Annotated in this window: 17 protein-coding genes and 2 riboswitches; of the genes, 7 read left to right on the forward strand and 10 right to left on the reverse strand. The window is 46.1% G+C overall.

Annotated features, from left to right (window positions below):
- Positions 1-19: 19 nt before the first annotated feature.
- Entirely contained in the window at positions 20-802 is a 783-nt protein-coding gene (locus ACXN9U_RS07905) for a TerC family protein (protein ID WP_060962960.1), read from the reverse strand.
- Between the two features lie 244 nt (positions 803-1046).
- A complete protein-coding gene (locus ACXN9U_RS07910; RefSeq protein WP_101605505.1) occupies positions 1047-1682 on the reverse strand; it encodes a DedA family protein in 636 nt (211 codons plus the stop codon).
- Positions 1683-1817: 135 nt separating this feature from the next.
- On the opposite strand from ACXN9U_RS07910, the gene ACXN9U_RS07915 reads away from it, so the two are divergent.
- Genes ACXN9U_RS07915 through ACXN9U_RS07925 form a run of 3 tightly spaced genes read left to right on the forward strand, consistent with a single transcriptional unit; the run spans position 1818 to position 7002 of the window.
- Positions 1818-4223, forward strand: coding sequence for a bifunctional diguanylate cyclase/phosphodiesterase (locus tag ACXN9U_RS07915; protein WP_489202401.1), 2406 nt, complete (start codon positions 1818-1820; stop codon positions 4221-4223).
- A gap of 59 nt (positions 4224-4282) precedes the next feature.
- The gene (gene ku, locus ACXN9U_RS07920) at positions 4283-5164 is read left to right on the forward strand and encodes a non-homologous end joining protein Ku (protein WP_060962962.1); all 882 of its coding nucleotides are present in this window, start codon (positions 4283-4285) and stop codon (positions 5162-5164) included.
- Positions 5165-5166: 2 nt separating this feature from the next.
- A complete protein-coding gene (locus tag ACXN9U_RS07925) occupies positions 5167-7002 on the forward strand; it encodes a DNA ligase D (RefSeq protein ID WP_489202402.1) in 1836 nt (611 codons plus the stop codon).
- A gap of 9 nt (positions 7003-7011) precedes the next feature.
- Here the strand turns inward: ACXN9U_RS07925 and ACXN9U_RS07930 are convergent, their stop codons facing one another.
- The 4 genes from ACXN9U_RS07930 to ACXN9U_RS07945 all read right to left on the reverse strand — a co-directional run bounded on the left by ACXN9U_RS07930 (position 7012) and on the right by ACXN9U_RS07945 (position 8777).
- Positions 7012-7566 (reverse strand): YkoP family protein, encoded by a 555-nt coding sequence (locus ACXN9U_RS07930; protein ID WP_060962964.1) that lies wholly within the window; start codon positions 7564-7566, stop codon positions 7012-7014.
- A 176-nt stretch (positions 7567-7742) separates the two neighbouring features.
- Positions 7743-8207 (reverse strand): MarR family winged helix-turn-helix transcriptional regulator, encoded by a 465-nt coding sequence (locus ACXN9U_RS07935; RefSeq protein WP_007610911.1) that lies wholly within the window; start codon positions 8205-8207, stop codon positions 7743-7745.
- 142 nt (positions 8208-8349) lie between these two features.
- Positions 8350-8532, reverse strand: coding sequence for a Fur-regulated basic protein FbpA (fbpA, locus tag ACXN9U_RS07940; protein ID WP_016936380.1), 183 nt, complete (start codon positions 8530-8532; stop codon positions 8350-8352).
- 89 nt (positions 8533-8621) lie between these two features.
- Entirely contained in the window at positions 8622-8777 is a 156-nt protein-coding gene (locus tag ACXN9U_RS07945) for a hypothetical protein (RefSeq protein ID WP_101605506.1), read from the reverse strand.
- 191 nt (positions 8778-8968) lie between these two features.
- On the opposite strand from ACXN9U_RS07945, the gene ACXN9U_RS07950 reads away from it, so the two are divergent.
- The gene (locus ACXN9U_RS07950) at positions 8969-9301 is read left to right on the forward strand and encodes a MerR family transcriptional regulator (protein WP_003154734.1); all 333 of its coding nucleotides are present in this window, start codon (positions 8969-8971) and stop codon (positions 9299-9301) included.
- A gap of 37 nt (positions 9302-9338) precedes the next feature.
- Here the strand turns inward: ACXN9U_RS07950 and mgtE are convergent, their stop codons facing one another.
- The 3 genes from mgtE to ACXN9U_RS07965 form a co-directional block, all read right to left on the reverse strand.
- Positions 9339-10694: a magnesium transporter gene (gene mgtE / locus ACXN9U_RS07955; RefSeq protein ID WP_489202403.1), complete on the reverse strand. Its 1356-nt coding sequence runs from the start codon at positions 10692-10694 to the stop codon at positions 9339-9341.
- Between the two features lie 234 nt (positions 10695-10928).
- Positions 10929-11094: riboswitch (M-box (ykoK) riboswitch) on the reverse strand.
- Positions 11095-11200: 106 nt separating this feature from the next.
- A complete protein-coding gene (locus ACXN9U_RS07960; protein ID WP_145930737.1) occupies positions 11201-11338 on the reverse strand; it encodes a transcriptional regulator SplA domain-containing protein in 138 nt (45 codons plus the stop codon).
- Positions 11339-11429: 91 nt separating this feature from the next.
- Complete coding sequence (locus ACXN9U_RS07965; protein WP_060962966.1) at positions 11430-12692, reverse strand: glycosyl hydrolase family 18 protein; 1263 nt, start codon at positions 12690-12692, stop codon at positions 11430-11432.
- Between the two features lie 148 nt (positions 12693-12840).
- Positions 12841-12954: riboswitch (TPP riboswitch) on the forward strand.
- A gap of 181 nt (positions 12955-13135) precedes the next feature.
- On the opposite strand from ACXN9U_RS07965, the gene ACXN9U_RS07970 reads away from it, so the two are divergent.
- The 3 genes from ACXN9U_RS07970 to thiX are packed head-to-tail and all read left to right on the forward strand — an operon-like array spanning position 13136 to position 16092.
- Positions 13136-13732 carry an ECF transporter S component gene (locus ACXN9U_RS07970; RefSeq protein WP_060962967.1) on the forward strand — a complete coding sequence of 199 codons (597 nt, stop codon included), beginning with the start codon at positions 13136-13138 and terminating at the stop codon, positions 13730-13732.
- Complete coding sequence (locus ACXN9U_RS07975) at positions 13719-15356, forward strand: ABC transporter ATP-binding protein (RefSeq protein ID WP_060962968.1); 1638 nt, start codon at positions 13719-13721, stop codon at positions 15354-15356. Before ACXN9U_RS07970 ends, ACXN9U_RS07975 begins: the two co-directional genes overlap by 14 nt.
- Positions 15331-16092, forward strand: coding sequence for an HMP/thiamine ABC transporter permease ThiX (thiX, locus tag ACXN9U_RS07980; RefSeq protein WP_489202404.1), 762 nt, complete (start codon positions 15331-15333; stop codon positions 16090-16092). Before ACXN9U_RS07975 ends, thiX begins: the two co-directional genes overlap by 26 nt.
- 45 nt (positions 16093-16137) lie before the next feature.
- Here thiX and ACXN9U_RS07985 read toward each other — a convergent pair whose 3' ends face one another.
- Positions 16138-16971, reverse strand: coding sequence for an STAS domain-containing protein (locus ACXN9U_RS07985; protein WP_489202405.1), 834 nt, complete (start codon positions 16969-16971; stop codon positions 16138-16140).
- Positions 16972-17105 lie beyond the last annotated feature (134 nt).

The raw sequence follows: 17105 nt of genomic DNA on the forward strand, positions 1-17105 counted from the left end.
GTCCCCTTTAAGATTCCTTTTACGCGTGTTCTCTTTCCGCCGATGCCGCGTCCTGCTCTATTTGTTTTGTTCCTGACATAAACCATCCGCAAACCGCAATGGCTGCCAAAACCGTCCAGAAAATGATTTTCCAAGCCGCAGAGTGAATAACATCCGCCGGAATGGCGCCGAGTTCCTCATGAGCCAGAGTATAAAGAGCGAGCTTCACGCCTACCCACCCGACAATAACAAATGCCGCCGTTTCAAGGCCCGGTCTGGTTTTTAATAAGGAAACAAACATGGACGCCGCAAAGCGCATGATGATTAAACCGATAACACCGCCGGCTAAAATAACGAGAAACTGACCGCCATCCAAGCCGCCGATGGCAGGAAGCGGCGTTTCCGGAAGCGTTACGGCAAGCGCGACCGCCGCTAAAATGGAGTCAACGGCAAAAGCGATATCAGCCAGCTCCACTTTCAATACAGTCTGCCAAAACCCGCTCTCTTTCTGCGTTTTCTGCCCTGTGCCTTGTTTGAATACATACCGCTTCAGCAAATGACTGACCGCGATGTAAAGCAGATATAAGGCGCCCAGAGCCTGAACCTGCCAGACATTCACCAGAAAAGAAATGGCAAACAGCGACCCGAAACGTAAAATAAAAGCGCCCGCCAATCCGTAAAATAAAGCCTTCTTCCTTTGTTTTTCCGGAAGATGCCTCACCATCACAGCCATCACCAGCGCGTTATCCGCCGCTAAAATCCCTTCCAGCCCGATTAAAACGAGAAGAACCCATCCATACTCCAATAATAATGCAAAGTCCAATCCAATCCCTCCGTTTCTTTTCTATCATCCGAGCTTATACCGGCGTTTTTTTACGCAAAAAAGACCTTTGCCGATATAAGGCAAAGGTCTTGCTAGACATGAATGATTGGCATGCCAACAAAGCCGATGGATATGATCCATGAATTGACGACTTTGTTTCCGGAACATCCGGACGCTACTCCCCTTTGGGATTTCAAGAAATATTTTGTTTATACGCTCATGATAAAGCCTGTTTCATCATTTGTCAACGCTTAACTTTTTTAGCAAATTGAGAAATTTTTTCTGTTTTATCCCGATGTTTTCCTCTTTTTAAAAGCAGATAAAAGACAAGAAGCAACACAATGAATATACCGAGCGGCAGCATATATTGATCAAGAATGGAACCGACGCTTTTCCAATTTTCCCCGAGCTTCATTCCGAGGTATACGTAAACAAACGTAATCGGGAGCATCGCTGCATATGTATAAAGAGAAAACACCCAGACATTCATTTTCGCAATTCCGCACGGCAGAGAAATCAGCGTCCTGACCCCCGGTATAAAACGGCCGCTGAACGCTACCAAACCTCCGTGTTTCTGAAAGAAATGATCTGATTTCTGAAGCGATTCGGGTTTTATCCATACATACTTTCCATACTTCAGCAAAAACGGCCGGCCTCCCAGCCTTCCGATTCCATATAAGACCAGCGGACCCGAAACACCGCCGAGCGATCCGGCAAACACGGCTCCGGCAAGCGTCATATCCCCTTTTGACACCCAGCAGCCCGCAAGCGGAAGTACAATTTCCGCCGGGATAAATTCTATACTCAGCGCCAAAAAAATTCCGGCGTAGGATAAGCTTTTAAACGCTTCTATTATTGATATGATAAAACCTTCGATCATTTATCACTCCAGGCAACTTGTATTCTGAATCTTAAGAATCATTTTAACACAAAACCTCGAAACTGAAATATTTTTATGTCTCGCCGATATAAATGAGGATCGTTTCAGATCGGTAGTAGTAGGAGGAATCATCTTTTGGAATTACATGTACAATACAATGTCCCGCTTGTCGGGCTATCCATCCTGATTGCTTGTCTGGCGGCATTTACTTCACTTGAAATTTCCAGAAAAATAACGCTCAAAACGGGGATTCACAGTAAGCTGTGGCTGTTTGCGGGTTCAGTTATCATGGGTTTCGGCATATGGTCAATGCACTTTGTCGGAATGCTTGCCGTTTATATGAACATGCATATGAATTATGAAGCTGTGCCGATGTTCTTTTCTGCAGCCGCCGCGATTTCCGGATCTTTTGCGGCTTTATACATCGTCAGCCGGAGAATCTTAACATTCAGCCGGCTGATTACCGGATCTGTTTTTATGGGAGCGGGAATTTCTCTCATGCATTACATGGGGATGTCGGCCATTTCCCGGGTAATGATTATGTATAATCCTTTTATGTTCTGTATGTCTATTCTGATTGCCATGGCTTCTTCTTTCATTTCGCTGAAAGTATTTTTCGGTTTGGCAGCAAAGAAACCGACGGAACCTTTTACTTTTCACAAAATCATCGGTTCTGTATTCATGGGCGCGGCCGTTTCAGGGATGCATTATACCGGAATGATGGCTGCCTCATTTTATGAAGACATGAGAAAGCCGGCAAACGATATGGAAATTCATTCGTTTCATTGGTCCGTTTATATTACGCTGATCATCTTTTGTTTTCAGATGTTATTGTTTTTCAGCTCACATTTCGATCGTCAGTTTTTCCGCCACAATGAACGTATGAAAGACCATGAACAGCGGTTTCAATCATTAATCAATCATAATATTGACCCGATTTTCATCCTATCTCCTGACGGTAAAATTCTTTACTCTAATGAAGCAGGGGCCGAGATGAAACACAATCTCGGACTGGACAGCCAAAATTGGCGCCGGCATATCAGCAGGCAGCTGAAAACCTATTTTAAACAAGTAAAAAAAGAACAGCAGGCCCTGCATATTGATGCTGATCTGAAAACAGACGTCGGCTTATTTTATATTAATGTTACCTTTATCCCCGTTTTGGTCGATAACGGACTGGACAGTATATATGTCATCTGCAAAGACATGACCAAACAGCGGAAAGCCGAGAAGGACATTCACCGTATGGCGCATTATGATTCTTTGACAGACCTGCCGAACCGCCGGCATGCCGTTCAGCGGTTGACAGAAGTTCTGGAAAGAGATCATTCATTCGGACGCTTGACCGTTGTGTTCTTTCTCGATTTAAATCGGTTTAAAATTATTAATGATGCGCTCGGGCACAATGCCGGAGACGGACTTCTTCAATCAGCGGCTCAGAGACTCTCCTCCATCATCCCGGATAATGGTTTTATCGCCCGTCTTGGCGGTGATGAATTTATTATTATTTTAACTGACGTCCCTTCTGAGAACGATGACATTGATGATTTAGCAAAACAGATCATCCTGCAGTTCGAAAAACCGTTTACCATTCAGGAGCATGAGCTGATCACCTCTGTCAGCATCGGCATCGCCGTCTCTCCAAAAGACGGGTCGGACGGAATGGAACTGATGAAAAAAGCCGATATGGCGATGTACGCCTGCAAAGACCGAAACAAAAGCAAATACAAATATTACTCTGCCCAAATCGGAGAAAAAGAAGCGAAAAAGCTTCGGCTTGAGATGGAGCTGAGAGAAGCGATTGAGAAAAAAAGGTTCGTCCTTCATTATCAGCCTCAATACAGCGCTTCTGATCAGCTCATCACGGGAGCTGAAGCGCTTCTGAGAGTGGCCGGCGCGGATGGGAAACGGCAGAATCCCGGAGACTTTATCCAGGCCGCCGAAGAAACCGGGCTGATTATTGACCTCGGCAAATGGATCATCACCGAGGCGTGCCGGCAGGCGAAGGAATGGCATGAAAAAGGATATCACCTTCCAGTCGCCATTAATATTTCGGCCAAACAGTTTCAATCAGAAGAACTGGTTCCGTTTATTCAGAAAACACTTTCCCATTACAAGCTTCCTCCCCGGCTGCTTGAAGCAGAAGTGACTGAAAGCATGACAATGGAAGATCACGAGCACAGCAAAAAAGTGCTTACCGCACTAACTGAGCTGGGAATCAGTGTAAGCATTGATGATTTCGGAACGGGTCACAGTTCTCTCAGCTACTTGAAGGACTTTCCGATTCACAGATTGAAAATAGATAAATCATTTATAGATGATCTTCAGACACATCCTAAATCTGCGCAGATCACCGGCGCCATTATTGCCATGGGCCATCAGCTTTCTCTTTTAGTCGTTGCTGAAGGGGTTGAAACGGCGATGCAAAAAAAGATTTTAGATGAAAAAGGATGCGATTTTCTCCAGGGATACTATTTCAGCAGGCCATTGCCTCCTGAGGAGATTGAACAGCTCCTCAATGAAGCGCCGGGCCACCCATAAGTTTCTACACATGGAACGGACCCGATTATCCACAATAAAGAAAAAAGGAGTTTTTATTCATGCACACGATGTGGAAGGGTTCGATCAGTTTCGGCCTCGTCAATATCCCGGTCAAGCTCTTTGCGGCCACTGAAGATAAAGATATAAAATTCCGCAGTCTTCATAAAGAAGATCATGCGCCGATTAAATACGAAAAGATCTGTACCGGGTGTGAAAAGAGTCTGGAGCCGGATGAAATCGTTAAAGGCTATGAGTATGTAAAGGGAAAATACGTCATTTTGACAGACGAAGACCTGAAAGACGTAAAACAGGAACACGAAGAAAAAGCGGTTGAGATTGTTGACTTTGTCCAGCTGCAAGAGATTGATCCGATTTATTTTAACCGGTCTTATTATGTCGGCCCTGGAGACAACGGCACAAAAGCCTATACACTTTTGCGGGAAGCGCTGAGGACGACCGGTAAAATCGGGATTGCCTCTATTACGATCCGTTCTAAGCAGCAGCTTGCGATTCTTCGGGTGTATGACAACTGCATCGTGATGGAATCCATTCATTATCCGGATGAAGTCAGAAATGCCGGACATGTGCCGGGCGTTCCGGAGCAGACAGCGGTTAATGAAAAAGAGCTGCAGACGGCGATTACGTTAATTAATGAGCTGACAACCGAGTTTGACCCAGAGCAATACGAAGACACATACCGGAAAGCCCTTCTCGCCAAAATTAATGATAAGCTTGAACATGAAGAAGCGGGCGTAACACCCGCTGCTGCCGGCCCGCGCGAAGATGTCATTGATCTTGTCAGCGCCCTTCAGGCAAGCATCGACCGGACGAAGCGGCCGAATCGCGAGCAGGCTGCACCGGCGCGGACAAAAGACGCCGCACCTGCAGGCGGCGAAGGCAAAAAGCGGAAGACGACCAGACAAAAAGCCGGAACGTCTTAATCATGGTGCTGACGATGCAGCCGATTTTGACCTCTTCACCGCCCATAGGCAGTGAGTGGCGCTATGAGGTAAAGTATGACGGATTCCGCTGTCTTCTCCGCATAGACGAAAGCGGGGTCACATTGACCAGCAGAAACGGCCAGACGCTGACGAATCAATTTCCGGAAATCACAACCTTTGCCGTCCGGTGTTTTCAGCACATGAAAGACCGGTTCCCCATTACGCTTGACGGAGAGCTTGTCTATTTAATCAATCCGTACAGAGCGGACTTTGAACATATTCAAATCCGCGGGCGTTTAAAACGGGCGGAAGCCATTGAAAGCACCGCCAATAGACGGCCGTGCCGCTTTCTGGCATTTGATCTCTTAGTTCTGGAAGGTGCCGGCACCGTCTCATTGCCGTATGTGAAGCGGAAGCGCGCCCTTTTCAAACTGTTTGAAGAAGCAAATCTTCCGAAAAGCCCCCATCACTTAGCGGAAGAATCCATTCAATACATTCCGGAACACACTGACTTTGATGCGCTTTGGGACAAGGTCGTCCGCCATGACGGAGAAGGTATCGTAGCAAAAAGGGCTTCCAGCGGCTGGGCGGAAAATAAACGCTCCCCCGACTGGCAGAAGTATAAACATATGAAAACGGCTCACGTGCTATTAACCGGGTTTAATCCGAAGAACGGGTACGTGACGGCCTCGGTATTAAAAGACGGCACCATTGTCCCGATCGCTTCCGTTTCCCACGGCATGCAGACGGAAGAAAAAAACGCCGTCAGAACCATTATGGAGACTCACGGCAAAAAACAAAAAAGCGGCGAATATATACTTGAGCCTTCCATCTGTATGACCGTGCAGTATTTAACCATATTGCAGGACACGCTGCGTGAAGTATCTTTTGTTTCTTTTCAGTTTGAAATGGATTGGACTGAATGTACGTATCAGCAGCTTATCCTCCGTTCTAAAACGCTGCCGCCGAAACTGCAGTTCACAAGCCTGGACAAGACCGTTTTTAAGAAGTCTGAAAAAAAGAAAGAGGATTTCCTTTGTTATATGGTGAAGATGAGCGATTTTCTTATGCCTTTTCTTAAAGATCGGGCCGTCACGGTGATCCGTTATCCGCATGGGGCGCCGGGCGAATCTTTTTTTCAAAAAAACAAACCGGATTACACGCCTGACTTCGTCTCAAGCGTATTTGACGGAAGCCATGAACACATCGTATGCAGCAGCGTATCGTCTCTTTTATGGCTCGCCAATCAGCTGGCACTGGAATTTCACGTTCCGTTTCAGACGGTGCATTCTGAAAGGCCCGCAGAAATCGTCATTGACCTTGATCCTCCGTCAAGGAATGATTTTCCTATGGCCGTGGAGGCGGCGCATGTGCTGAAACAGCTGTTTGACTCATTCAGCATTACATCATTCCCGAAGCTCTCCGGGAATAAAGGCATTCAGCTCTACATCCCGCTTTCACCGGAAGCATTCACCTATGAGGAGACCCGTACGTTCACAATGCTCATCGCCGATTATTGCGTCAGGACGCGTCCGGATCTTTTTACGACAGAGCGGTTTATCAAAAACCGAAACGGCAGGCTCTACCTTGATTATTTGCAGCATGCCGAAGGAAAAACGATCATCGCTCCTTATTCGACCCGGGGCAATGAACTAGGAACGGTTGCCGCCCCTCTTTATTGGAACGAAGTCAACTCCTCTTTAACACCCGATGATTATACGATTGATACAGTGGTGAATCAGGTCAGGACAGAGGGAGATCCGTTTTATGATTTTTACCGGAATCCGCAGGACGGCCCGCTTTCAAACGTGCTTGAGCAAATCAAGAGAAAGAGCTGACGCTTTTCGTCAGCTCTTTTCAGTCTGATACGTGCACATCAGTTTATCTTTGGAAATGAATAAATAGCAGGAATAAGGAATGTTTTTGAGGGTGAGCTGTTTTTCAGTAAAATATAAAATTGGAATATGTGCCGCTTTTTTAAACAGCCTGTAGCAGCAGCTGGACGGCTTTATTACATCAAATCCGAGTCTTGCCGCCCCTTTATGAAGCATTGTAATGCCGACGACGCCTTTAATCTCGTCTTTCCGTTTATGCTGGTTAATATAATCAGCTAAATGAGGCATGGATTGATAAACCTTCTGATATAGCATAATCCCCCTTCTGACCGCGCTTTCAATAGGCTGCAGTTCTTTCAGGAGTTTGACGTTATGAAGATGAATCTTGACTAACACGTCGTTTTTTTTAATTCTGGTTCCGTCGCTCAGGATGACCTCTTTCCCTTTATATCTTGTCAAACGAACGCGGAATACATTCGATTGCTGTTTATCAATCAGCGTCAGCCGGGTAAAGAAGAAATAAAGCGGATCAAGTAAGTACCATATAGTCAGCAGACAGCTTCTCACACGTTCACCTTCTTTATATTCAAAGCACTTTCATATTTTGGCATGGGGCATGTCACATTATGATTGGTAAATAATGATGCCGCCCTGTATCAGCATATGCAAAATCCGCTTCAGGCTCTACCGTCGGACAGAAAAAAACACTCTCCTTGAAGAAGAGTGTTTGTATCCGCTTTCTTTTAACGGAAAAGCAAGTGCTGGCTGTGGATCCCCGCTTTTTTCAATAAGGCGATCAGCTGTTCCTGTTCCTCAGGCATCAGTCCTGAAAACGCTCTCGCAATTCTCAATGAATGAATCGGATAAATTTTGTCTAAATACTCATTTCCTTTATCAGTTAAATGGGCGTAAACAGACCGTTTGTCCTTCGGGTCTTGTTCTCTGACCAAAAACCCGTTTCTTTCAAGCTTGTCGATGACATAGGTGACATTCCCGCTGACAAGCAAAAGACGCGACCCAATTTGCTGGAGCTTTTGCGGGCCTCTCGTATACAGCAGCTCCAAAACGGCAAATTCAGTCGGATTAAAACCGTGTTCTTTACTGTCGCGGATGCTGTGTTCAGACACACTTTTGAAAGCCCTCGCAAAAACTTTGTACAAATTCATCGAACGCATCACTTCTTCTTCGTTAAATGATAATCTCATCATATCTACCCCGTATTTAAGATTTTTATAAAAAAATAATGTAAACCCTTACAAATCATAATAGTTGTTCTTTGTTTTATATTCTATTCGTGCCGTTTTTCAGAATTCCTTCTTTTTTATATAAAAAAATACCCTTATACATCATTTAATTTGTATAAGGGTTTCGTTCTTTATAGGGAATGTTCCGGAAAAAATACGCGTATTCCTTTCTCAGCTCCGTGATTGTCATGGAGTTCAGTATTTCTTTTGTATAGACTCCGATCTGAAGAAGCTTTTTGGAATAATGGTTTCTCTCTTTGTCCAGTGCATTTTGAAACAAATGACTCATGACGCCCTCCTTTGTTTTCCGTTATTCTATGATCAGAATACCGCTTTTATTTCAATGACGTATGAAGCCATTGTAAAACTTATGTGGAATTATGATGTTTTTCGGTAAAGTCCGTTCTGAACGGCTCTGAGCAGCGGAAAAGCGTGTTCCCCGGCAAGCTGCATAAACGTCTCCAGCATTTCATCGCGTTTCATATCTAATTCAATGATTTCTTTTGCCAGCGAAACCGCTTTTTCTTTCTCCATTCATATCCTTCCTCTCATTGTATCTGTAAAGTAAGCATAAAACGGGATACAGAACCATGCATTAACCTTGTTAATTTTTCTGACGCTTTTTTCTAAAATCTTCTATTTCACGTCAGAAAACCTGACAAGCGTCAGGTTTTTTCTCTTTTTTTCTTATATAATATGAGTAAAAGACATCCAGGGGTGGAAAAATGACGACAGACGAACAATCTTACAAAGATAAAAAAGTAATCTCGATCGGCATTGTAAGCGAATTAACCGGATTGTCAGTCAGGCAGATCAGATACTATGAAGAACGGAAATTAATTTACCCGCAGCGCTCATCGCGGGGAACGAGAAAATATTCCTTCGCGGACGTTGAGCGGCTGATGGATATTGCCAACAAGCGTGAGGACGGCGTGCAGACGGCTGAGATTTTAAAAGACATGCGCAAAAAAGAGCAGGCCCTCAAAAACGACCCGCAGCTCCGCAAGAAAATGCTGGAAGGACAGCTTAATGCTCATTTTAAATATAAAAACCGCTGACAAAAAAAGGTCCGCCTCCTGTGAGACGGACCTTTTTTTATAAAGCATGAAGAAATGCAGTTGCAATGCCGAAATAAATTAATAAGGACAAAATATCGTTCAGCGTCGTAATCAGCGGCCCGGATGCAATCGCCGGGTCTATGTTCAGTTTATGAAGAATAATAGGGACGATCGTTCCGGCCATCGTACCGATAATCAGCGTTGCAAGCAGCGATGAACCGACGACAAAACCGAGCGTTAAGTCTTTCTGCCAGACGGTTGCGACAATCGTAATCGCAATCGCACAGACAATACCGATGTAGATGCCGGCTCTTAATTCCCGGAAAATCAGTTTAAAGATGGTTTTTTTATTCATTTCTTCTTTAGTCAATCCTCTGATAACGACGGCGAGTGACTGTGTGCCTGTATTTCCCGTCGTTCCCGCGATCATCGGCATGAAAAATGCGAGGGCGACGACTTTTTGCAATGTATCTTCAAAATAATTCAGGATGCTTCCGGAAATCAATCCGATAAACAAAAGGAGAATGAGCCACGGCAAGCGGCGGTACGCCGCCACGTACGCTTTCGTATCAAATGTAATCGCCTTACCGGAGGCGGCGAATTTTTCGTAATCTTCATCAGCCTCTTTAATCACGACGTCGATAATATCATCGACAGTCACGATGCCGACAAGCACATTATTTTCTTCAACGATGGGAATGGCTAAAAAGTCATACCGCTGGATCAGCCGGGCGACTTCTTCCTGATCCTGGAGCACCCCTGCTGAGATGACACGCGTAAACATGAGATCCTGCACTTTATCGTCAGGCTCGCCGAGAATTAAATCTCTGTAAGACAGCACCCCGACAAGCTGCTTACTGTCATTAATCACGTACAAGTAGTTAATTGATTCTGCGATTTCCGCAAAGCTTTTCAGCTTCACGACCGCATCTTTTACTGTATAATGCTGCGAAATCCAGACGAAGCGGTTCGTCATCATCCGGCCCGCGGATTCTTGCGGATAGTTCATCAAAAGCTGTACGGCCTTTGATTCCTCGGCCTCCATGCTGGACAAAAGCTGCTCTTTCAGCTCTTCATCCATCTCTTCCAGCAAAGCGGCGAGATCGTCGTTATCCATTTTATTCATTGCGAGAGTGGCTTTCGTTTTACCGACTTTATGGAGAACGGCAAGCTGAAATTCCCGCTCCAGCTCTCCGATCATGTCGGTGATGTCATCAACCGTCATATATGACAGATAGCGGGCCCGGTGCTTTTCCGGCATTTCTTTAAATAAAAAGGCCATATCATAGGGCTGAAGCTCGTCTATCATGTTTCGGAATTCTTTTATTTTTCCGTCCCGCAATAAAATGATAATGCGTAATATGAGTTCGTCATAGGTCATATTTTGGACCATCGGGACTCGTACCTCCTTTACGGAGACGCGCCGTCCGTCAAGGGAAGTGCGGCGGTTTGTCTCCTCATCATGTCGTCACTGGTTATCTGGCTGTATATGGGTACTTCTTCTGACATACTCGAATGGGGAGAATCCATACTCCGCACCTCCTTATCATGCTCAGTCATGTACGTTTTGAGGCATAAAAAAAACCTTCCGAAATGAAGGCGAAAACAAGCACGGCAAATAAACGTGCGGGGCCTTCATTCGTAGAGCTTTAGCACTGTATGGCATAGGACAATCATCCAGCTGCGTTAAGAATCACCTTATGTCGATGATTCCTGTTGACCCATTGGCGTCTTTGGACATTTTTGGGCAGCAGCGTATCTCCATACAGGAGCCTCACCTAACGAAGTTGTTATTTGAATTGACACACTGAGATTACAGAAAAAAAAGGAATGTGTCAACCTTTAAATTGTTATTTCAGCATATGCCTATAAAATAAACGGAATAAAGGCATAAAGCCCTTATTCCGGCAAATCGCTTTCATCCTCTTCTGAAAGTAAATGATAGGATTCATGCAGCATGAGCGCGTATTCCCCTTCTCTTGTCGGGTGCGGTACATACTCAGCCTCGTTGATATACTGCTCTTCCCTTTTCTTCACAGAACAGACCTCCTTTTCAACTTTAGATTGTCCAAAAGAAGATCCGTTATCATAAGAAAGAAAAACTCTCCGAAAAAGCGGGATAATGCGGTTATATTTTTCGGATGGTGAAAAAGTTCCGCAACAGCCACGGACCCGGTTTGAAGCCGAGCGTTAATTGCCACGCGCCGATCGCCTGCAGTCCGAATTCCCGCACGAGAACCATTTTTTCACTCATGCTCCGCACATCCTCGAACCATACTTCATGCGTTCTTCCATTTTCATCCGTATACCGGAAGTAAGGGGAACGATCCCTCTGAGAGTAGCGGATCACTGATTGATATTTCATGGCGGTTTCCATGGCGCGCTGATTGGAGATCGCCGATCCGATCGTCCCGGGGCGGTACGGAATCACCCAATCATATCCGTACAGCGGCACACCGAGAATCACCTTTCTTCTCGGCACTCTGCTGATGGCAAAATTGATGGTTTCTCTGACCTCCGTCAAAGGCGCTACGGGTCCCGGCTCACTGCCGGCGTGGTGCCAGTCGTACGCCATGATGAACATATAATCGACGACGGCTCCGATTCCCCCGTAATCATATCCCCTCAGCCACGGCACCGCTTCATTTGTTTTCGCCGGAACCGATATCGTTAGCGCGAGCTGGTGCTCTGAGAGCCGGGTTTTTAACTGCCGGAGAAATCCTGTAAACAGGTCCCGGTCGGCTTCCCTGATCCGTTCAAAATCAATATTTACACCGCCGTATCCCTTTCTTACGGTCAGGTAGACGATATTATTGACGAGATTCGTTCTCGCCGTCGGGTTCTGCAGGACTTGATGGGCTAATTCCGGGCTGAACCCTCCTTCTGTCAGATTCGTGATGACCGCAAGCGGCCGCACTCTGTTTTGCCATGTGGTTTCTATCGCGGTTCTGTCGTTTAAATCATTCATGATATCTCCGTTTGGGCCAAAATGATATTCAAACAAAGAAATCGCCGATGAATAGGGTGCAAAATCATTAATGAGCTCTCTGTCCGCTTCAGGTGTCCGAATGACGTAAAATTGCAGGGTTCCCGCCAAATAGTTGGAGATATCCGGAATTCTCACTTTTAAACCCGGCCGCAGCCGGTTCGGCGGAATATCCGGGTTTGCCTGCATCAGCTGCATCTGCGGAACATAAGTCTTACTTGCGATAACGGCATACGTATCATTCGGCTGAACCGTATATTCATTAAGAGGGATCAAAAGCGCCTGCCCCGGAACGATATTCGTTTCCTCAAGCCCGTTGACGCTTCTGATGCTGTCAACAGGGTATCCGTACTTTCTGCTGATGGAAAATAACGAGTCACCAGACTGCACTGTATGAACAAACATAGATGTCCTCCGTTTCCTTTTGATCAAAAGGGCTCTTCTTATCTTTATGAATGATCTTCCGGTCCGATTCCAAACTCTGTTTAGAGAAAGGCTGTTTACAAATCAGATATGATCAACTATGATGATGTCATCATAAAAAACTGTATAGGAAACGCACTAGGGGTGCTGTTATCGGCTGAGATAAAACATGCGGCAGGCGTGTTTTGATCCCTTATAACCCGATCTGGATAATACCAGCGTGGGGAAGTGCAGATTGACCGGAGCGCAGGGTTTTTTCCATGCGTTTTCGTTCTGCTGCTGCATATTCCCTCGGATATGCAGTTTTTTATTTTTCATTAAAAAACGGGGGAGGACACCGCAATATGAAACTTACGATCAATCGTCTTTCGTAAAATCAACTCTTTCATACATACGACTATCCGATAAGAAAGCAGGAGATCACAATGAAAAATTGGAAAATGAGAGAAATTGTCGTCATGTCCGTCATCAGTGTTGTATTTGCTGTCGTTTATTTATTATCAACTCATGCAAGCAATATAGCGGCAGGGTTTTTCGGCCGGATGAGCTACGAACCGATTTACGGTATTTGGTTTATCGTCTCGGTGATTGCCGCCTACATTATTCAAAAACCGGGAGCGGCGCTTGTTTCTGAAATCATCGCCGCGTTTGTGGAGTGTTTACTCGGAAATCCGTCAGGGCCGATGGTGATTCTGATCGGCATCGCGCAGGGAATCGGTGCGGAAGCGGTCTTTTTTGCGACACGCTGGCGGGTGTATACCCTGCCCGTGCTCCTTTTATCCGGTATGGGGTCTTCTGTTGCGAGCTTCATTTATGACTTGTTCATTTCCGGATACTCTGTTTTGAATCCGGGTTTATTAGCCGTCATGCTTCTCATCCGCCTGGTCTCAGGTGCGCTTCTTGCCGGCCTTCTCGGCAAAGCAATCAGTGATGCGCTGGCTTACACAGGGGTGCTGAACGGCATGGCGCTCGGAAAAGAATTCAAGAAGAAGAAACAGGTGAACCAAGATGCAGGCATCTGAACCCCTTCTATCGGCCCGCCGTCTTACCTTTTCTTATGAGCAAGATGAGAAGCCGGTTTTTCAAGACGTGTCATTTCAGCTCCGCAAAGGAGAACGGGTTTTATTGCTCGGGCCGAGCGGATGCGGCAAAAGCTCGCTTGCACTTTGTTTGAACGGTCTGTACCCGGAAGCCTGCGATGCGGTTCAAACGGGAACCGTTTCCTTATACGGAACACCTCTTTCGGAGCTGTCAGAACCCGCCGCCCGATCTATCGGCGTCGTGTTTCAAGATCCGGATCAGCAGTTTTGCATGCTGACGGTTGAAGATGAAATAGCCTTCGGTCTGGAAAATTTGCAATATACAAAAGAAGAGATGGACTCAATTATTGAGGATGTTTTGGAAAAATTAGAAATCACTCATCTGAAAACACGGACGATCGCCTCGCTGTCAGGCGGTTCAAAACAAAAGGTCGCGCTCGCCTGTATCATTGCGATGGAGCCGGAACTCATTATTTTAGACGAACCGACGGCACAGCTTGATCCATATTCCGTGCGTGAATTGGTGCGGCTGATCAAAGAACTGCAGGCCGAAAAAGGCTTCGGACTTCTCGTTATCGAGCATCAGCTTGATCATTGGACGCCGTGGATGGACAGGACGATTGTCCTTGACGGAACGGGTCAGAAAGTGATGGACGGAGAGACGGGCGCGATCTTTGAAACAAAACTTGAAGAGCTGACACAGCTCGGCATTCCGATTCCGCAGGTGATCTCATTGCAGAAGCAAGTCAGCATCCCTTTTACATTGTGCAAAGAAAGACTGTTTCAGGAACCTGTACCGCCCTTTCCCGGCCCCTGGCCCGCCGCGCTTTCGACAGAGGACGCGCTGAGTGTTCACGGGCTGTCATTCATAAGAGGAACAGACACCATTTTTCAGGACGTGAGCTTTTCCGTAAAAAAAGGGTCAATCACCGCGATTGCCGGCCCTAACGGAACCGGAAAATCCACGCTCCTGTCCGCCGCGGCCAAACTCATCCGCCCTGTGAGCGGCGACATCAAAATAGACGGCAGACCAGTAGATTCCTATTCGGAAAAAGAGCTTCGGCGGCTGATAGGGTATGTTTTCCAAAATCCTGAACACCAGTTTGTCACAGATTCCGTCATTCAAGAGCTGCTGTTCGGCTTTGAAGACGGTAAAGCCGCAAAGGAGAAAGCTCTTCAGCTCTTAACCCGGTTCGGCCTGAGACGCTATGCCTCACAGCATCCGTTCTCTTTAAGCCAAGGACAAAAACGCAGGCTCAGCGTCGCGACGATGCTTATGCATCAGGTGAAAGTTTTGCTGCTTGATGAACCGACTTTCGGGCAGGACGCAAAAACGGCGCGTGAGTGCATGCTGATGCTTCAGGAGATCCAAAAGGAAGGAACGGCTGTTTTAATGGTGACACATGATATGGAGCTCGTCTCAGATTATGCCGATACGATCCTTGTGCTCTGCGGCACGAAGCTTGTGTACCGCGGAACGCCCGACTCATTGTTTTCTGATCATATCGGAATCGCGGAGCGGGCGCATTTAGCTTTGCCCCTGCGGTATGAATGGATGAAACACGACAGGAGGCGGAGAAATGAACCTGCGGCTGGAGGCTGTTAACCCGTCAATTAAGGCGGCGGCTGTTTTGTTATGCGTTGTTATGCTGTCGTTTATTTATAACCCGTACACGCCTGCTTTGTTTTATATTATCATTGCCGGAGGCGTCCTCTTGGCGGGACATGTGCCGCTGAAAAAATGGCTGCTGTTTACGGTTCCGTTTGTCATTCTTGCCTTCGGATCTTTATGGACAGCCGCCGTATTCGGAAACGTCCCGACAACCGAAAGCAATCTGCTGTTTAAGCTCGGACCGATTGCCGTCAACAGTGATAATGCGGCGCTCGGGATTTCTATCGCGTTTCGTATTTTATGTTTTTCCGCTTTGTCGATGATGTTTCTTTTCACAACCGATCCGATTCTGTTTATGCTCAGTCTGATTCAGCAATGTAAGCTCCCGCCGAAGCTTGCTTACGGCGTGATCGCCGGGTTCCGGTTTCTTCCTCTTCTGAAAGATGAAATCCTGATTATCAGACAGGCGCACAGAATCAGAGGCGCGGCGTCTGATTCCGGGCTGAAAGGAAAGCTCTTTGCCTTCAGGCGCTTTACCATCCCGCTTTTGGCAGGCGCCATCAGAAAGGCGGAACGCACAGCGATCGCAATGGAATCTAAAGGTTTTACAGGGAGCCGAAACCGCACGTTTTACAGAACGGTTACTGTGCGCCGCGCCGACTGGTTCTTTTTCATGCTCGTGCTCCTTTTATTCGGCGCAAGCTGTCTCATTTCACTGTTGTTTTTATAAAAACAGGCCGCCGGAGTGATTCGGCAGCCTGTCTTTATATGTATGTTACTGATGATAATTGAGAGCCTGGGCGAGGTTGGATTTAATCGTAATATCCGAGAAATTAATGCCGAGCTGTACGGCGGTTTGGGCAATTTCCGGCCTGATCCCGGATAAAGTGGACGAAACGCCGATCAGGTTCAGCGCCTCAATTAATTTAAAAATCTGGTGCGCCACCATTGTATCGACAACCACTACGCCCGACAAGTCGATTAACAGATGCTCAATCAGCCGGTTTGCACATGTACTCAGCGTATTTTCAAGAATGTATTTGGCGCGTTCCGTGTCAATATTGCCGACAAGCGGCAGAAGCCCCGTCCGATTGCTCAGCGTAATAACCGGCGAGCTTAATTCTAAAATCATTTCTCTTTGTGCATTCAGCTGCATTTTCGAATTATATTCGGCGTGATCGACAAATGTGTAAATCGTAAAATCAAATACTTGAACGATTAAATTCTCCCATCTCTTCCTTTCTCCCTCGGCAAACGAAGATTCATGTTTATCGGCAAACGCATCATAATAACTGATGTACAATCTCCGGTTTCTCATGAATTCACGGACCACATACTGGACCGGGGTATCCAGATGCTTCTGGTCTTTCGCAAGCTCAATCACCCATCGCTCGAACTCTTCTAAAAATTCTTTTTCCGGCATGATATACATTTTATTAATATGCCGGTAAAATTCTTTATCTTGCTCCATCAGCTCTTCTATGATGACGGGATTTGTCAAAGAGTAAATCGAATTCGGATCCGAATCTTCCATCGTTTCAATCCATTCTTTCGCAATTTGATCCACCCGTTCGGAAAAATAGTCGTACAATGCTTCATTTATCTTCATACCTCTTCTCCTTTCCCATTTCCAATTATAGCGTCAGCTGATGCCGAATCAAAATAAAAGCCGTTGAACCATCCAATTATTTGAAATTATTTAGTGCAATAGATTGCGCCTTTTTTATGAAAATGCTTCAAATG

This window comes from Bacillus sp. BACIII, assembly GCF_057836745.1.

What these genes read in the sequence shown, in the direction of transcription:
- ACXN9U_RS07910 (WP_101605505.1), bottom strand. Translation starts at nt 1,682, where the DNA reads ATGATCGAAGGTTTTATCATATCAATAATAGAAGCGTTTAAAAGCTTA.
- ku (WP_060962962.1), top strand. Translation starts at nt 4,283, where the DNA reads ATGCACACGATGTGGAAGGGTTCGATCAGTTTCGGCCTCGTCAATATC.
- ACXN9U_RS07925 (WP_489202402.1), top strand. Translation starts at nt 5,167, where the DNA reads ATGGTGCTGACGATGCAGCCGATTTTGACCTCTTCACCGCCCATAGGC.
- ACXN9U_RS07935 (WP_007610911.1), bottom strand. Translation starts at nt 8,207, where the DNA reads ATGATGAGATTATCATTTAACGAAGAAGAAGTGATGCGTTCGATGAAT.
- fbpA (WP_016936380.1), bottom strand. Translation starts at nt 8,532, where the DNA reads ATGAGTCATTTGTTTCAAAATGCACTGGACAAAGAGAGAAACCATTAT.
- ACXN9U_RS07945 (WP_101605506.1), bottom strand. Translation starts at nt 8,777, where the DNA reads ATGGAGAAAGAAAAAGCGGTTTCGCTGGCAAAAGAAATCATTGAATTA.
- ACXN9U_RS07950 (WP_003154734.1), top strand. Translation starts at nt 8,969, where the DNA reads ATGACGACAGACGAACAATCTTACAAAGATAAAAAAGTAATCTCGATC.
- mgtE (WP_489202403.1), bottom strand. Translation starts at nt 10,694, where the DNA reads ATGGTCCAAAATATGACCTATGACGAACTCATATTACGCATTATCATT.
- ACXN9U_RS07965 (WP_060962966.1), bottom strand. Translation starts at nt 12,692, where the DNA reads ATGTTTGTTCATACAGTGCAGTCTGGTGACTCGTTATTTTCCATCAGC.
- ACXN9U_RS07970 (WP_060962967.1), top strand. Translation starts at nt 13,136, where the DNA reads ATGAAAAATTGGAAAATGAGAGAAATTGTCGTCATGTCCGTCATCAGT.
- ACXN9U_RS07975 (WP_060962968.1), top strand. Translation starts at nt 13,719, where the DNA reads ATGCAGGCATCTGAACCCCTTCTATCGGCCCGCCGTCTTACCTTTTCT.
- thiX (WP_489202404.1), top strand. Translation starts at nt 15,331, where the DNA reads ATGAACCTGCGGCTGGAGGCTGTTAACCCGTCAATTAAGGCGGCGGCT.
- ACXN9U_RS07985 (WP_489202405.1), bottom strand. Translation starts at nt 16,971, where the DNA reads ATGAAGATAAATGAAGCATTGTACGACTATTTTTCCGAACGGGTGGAT.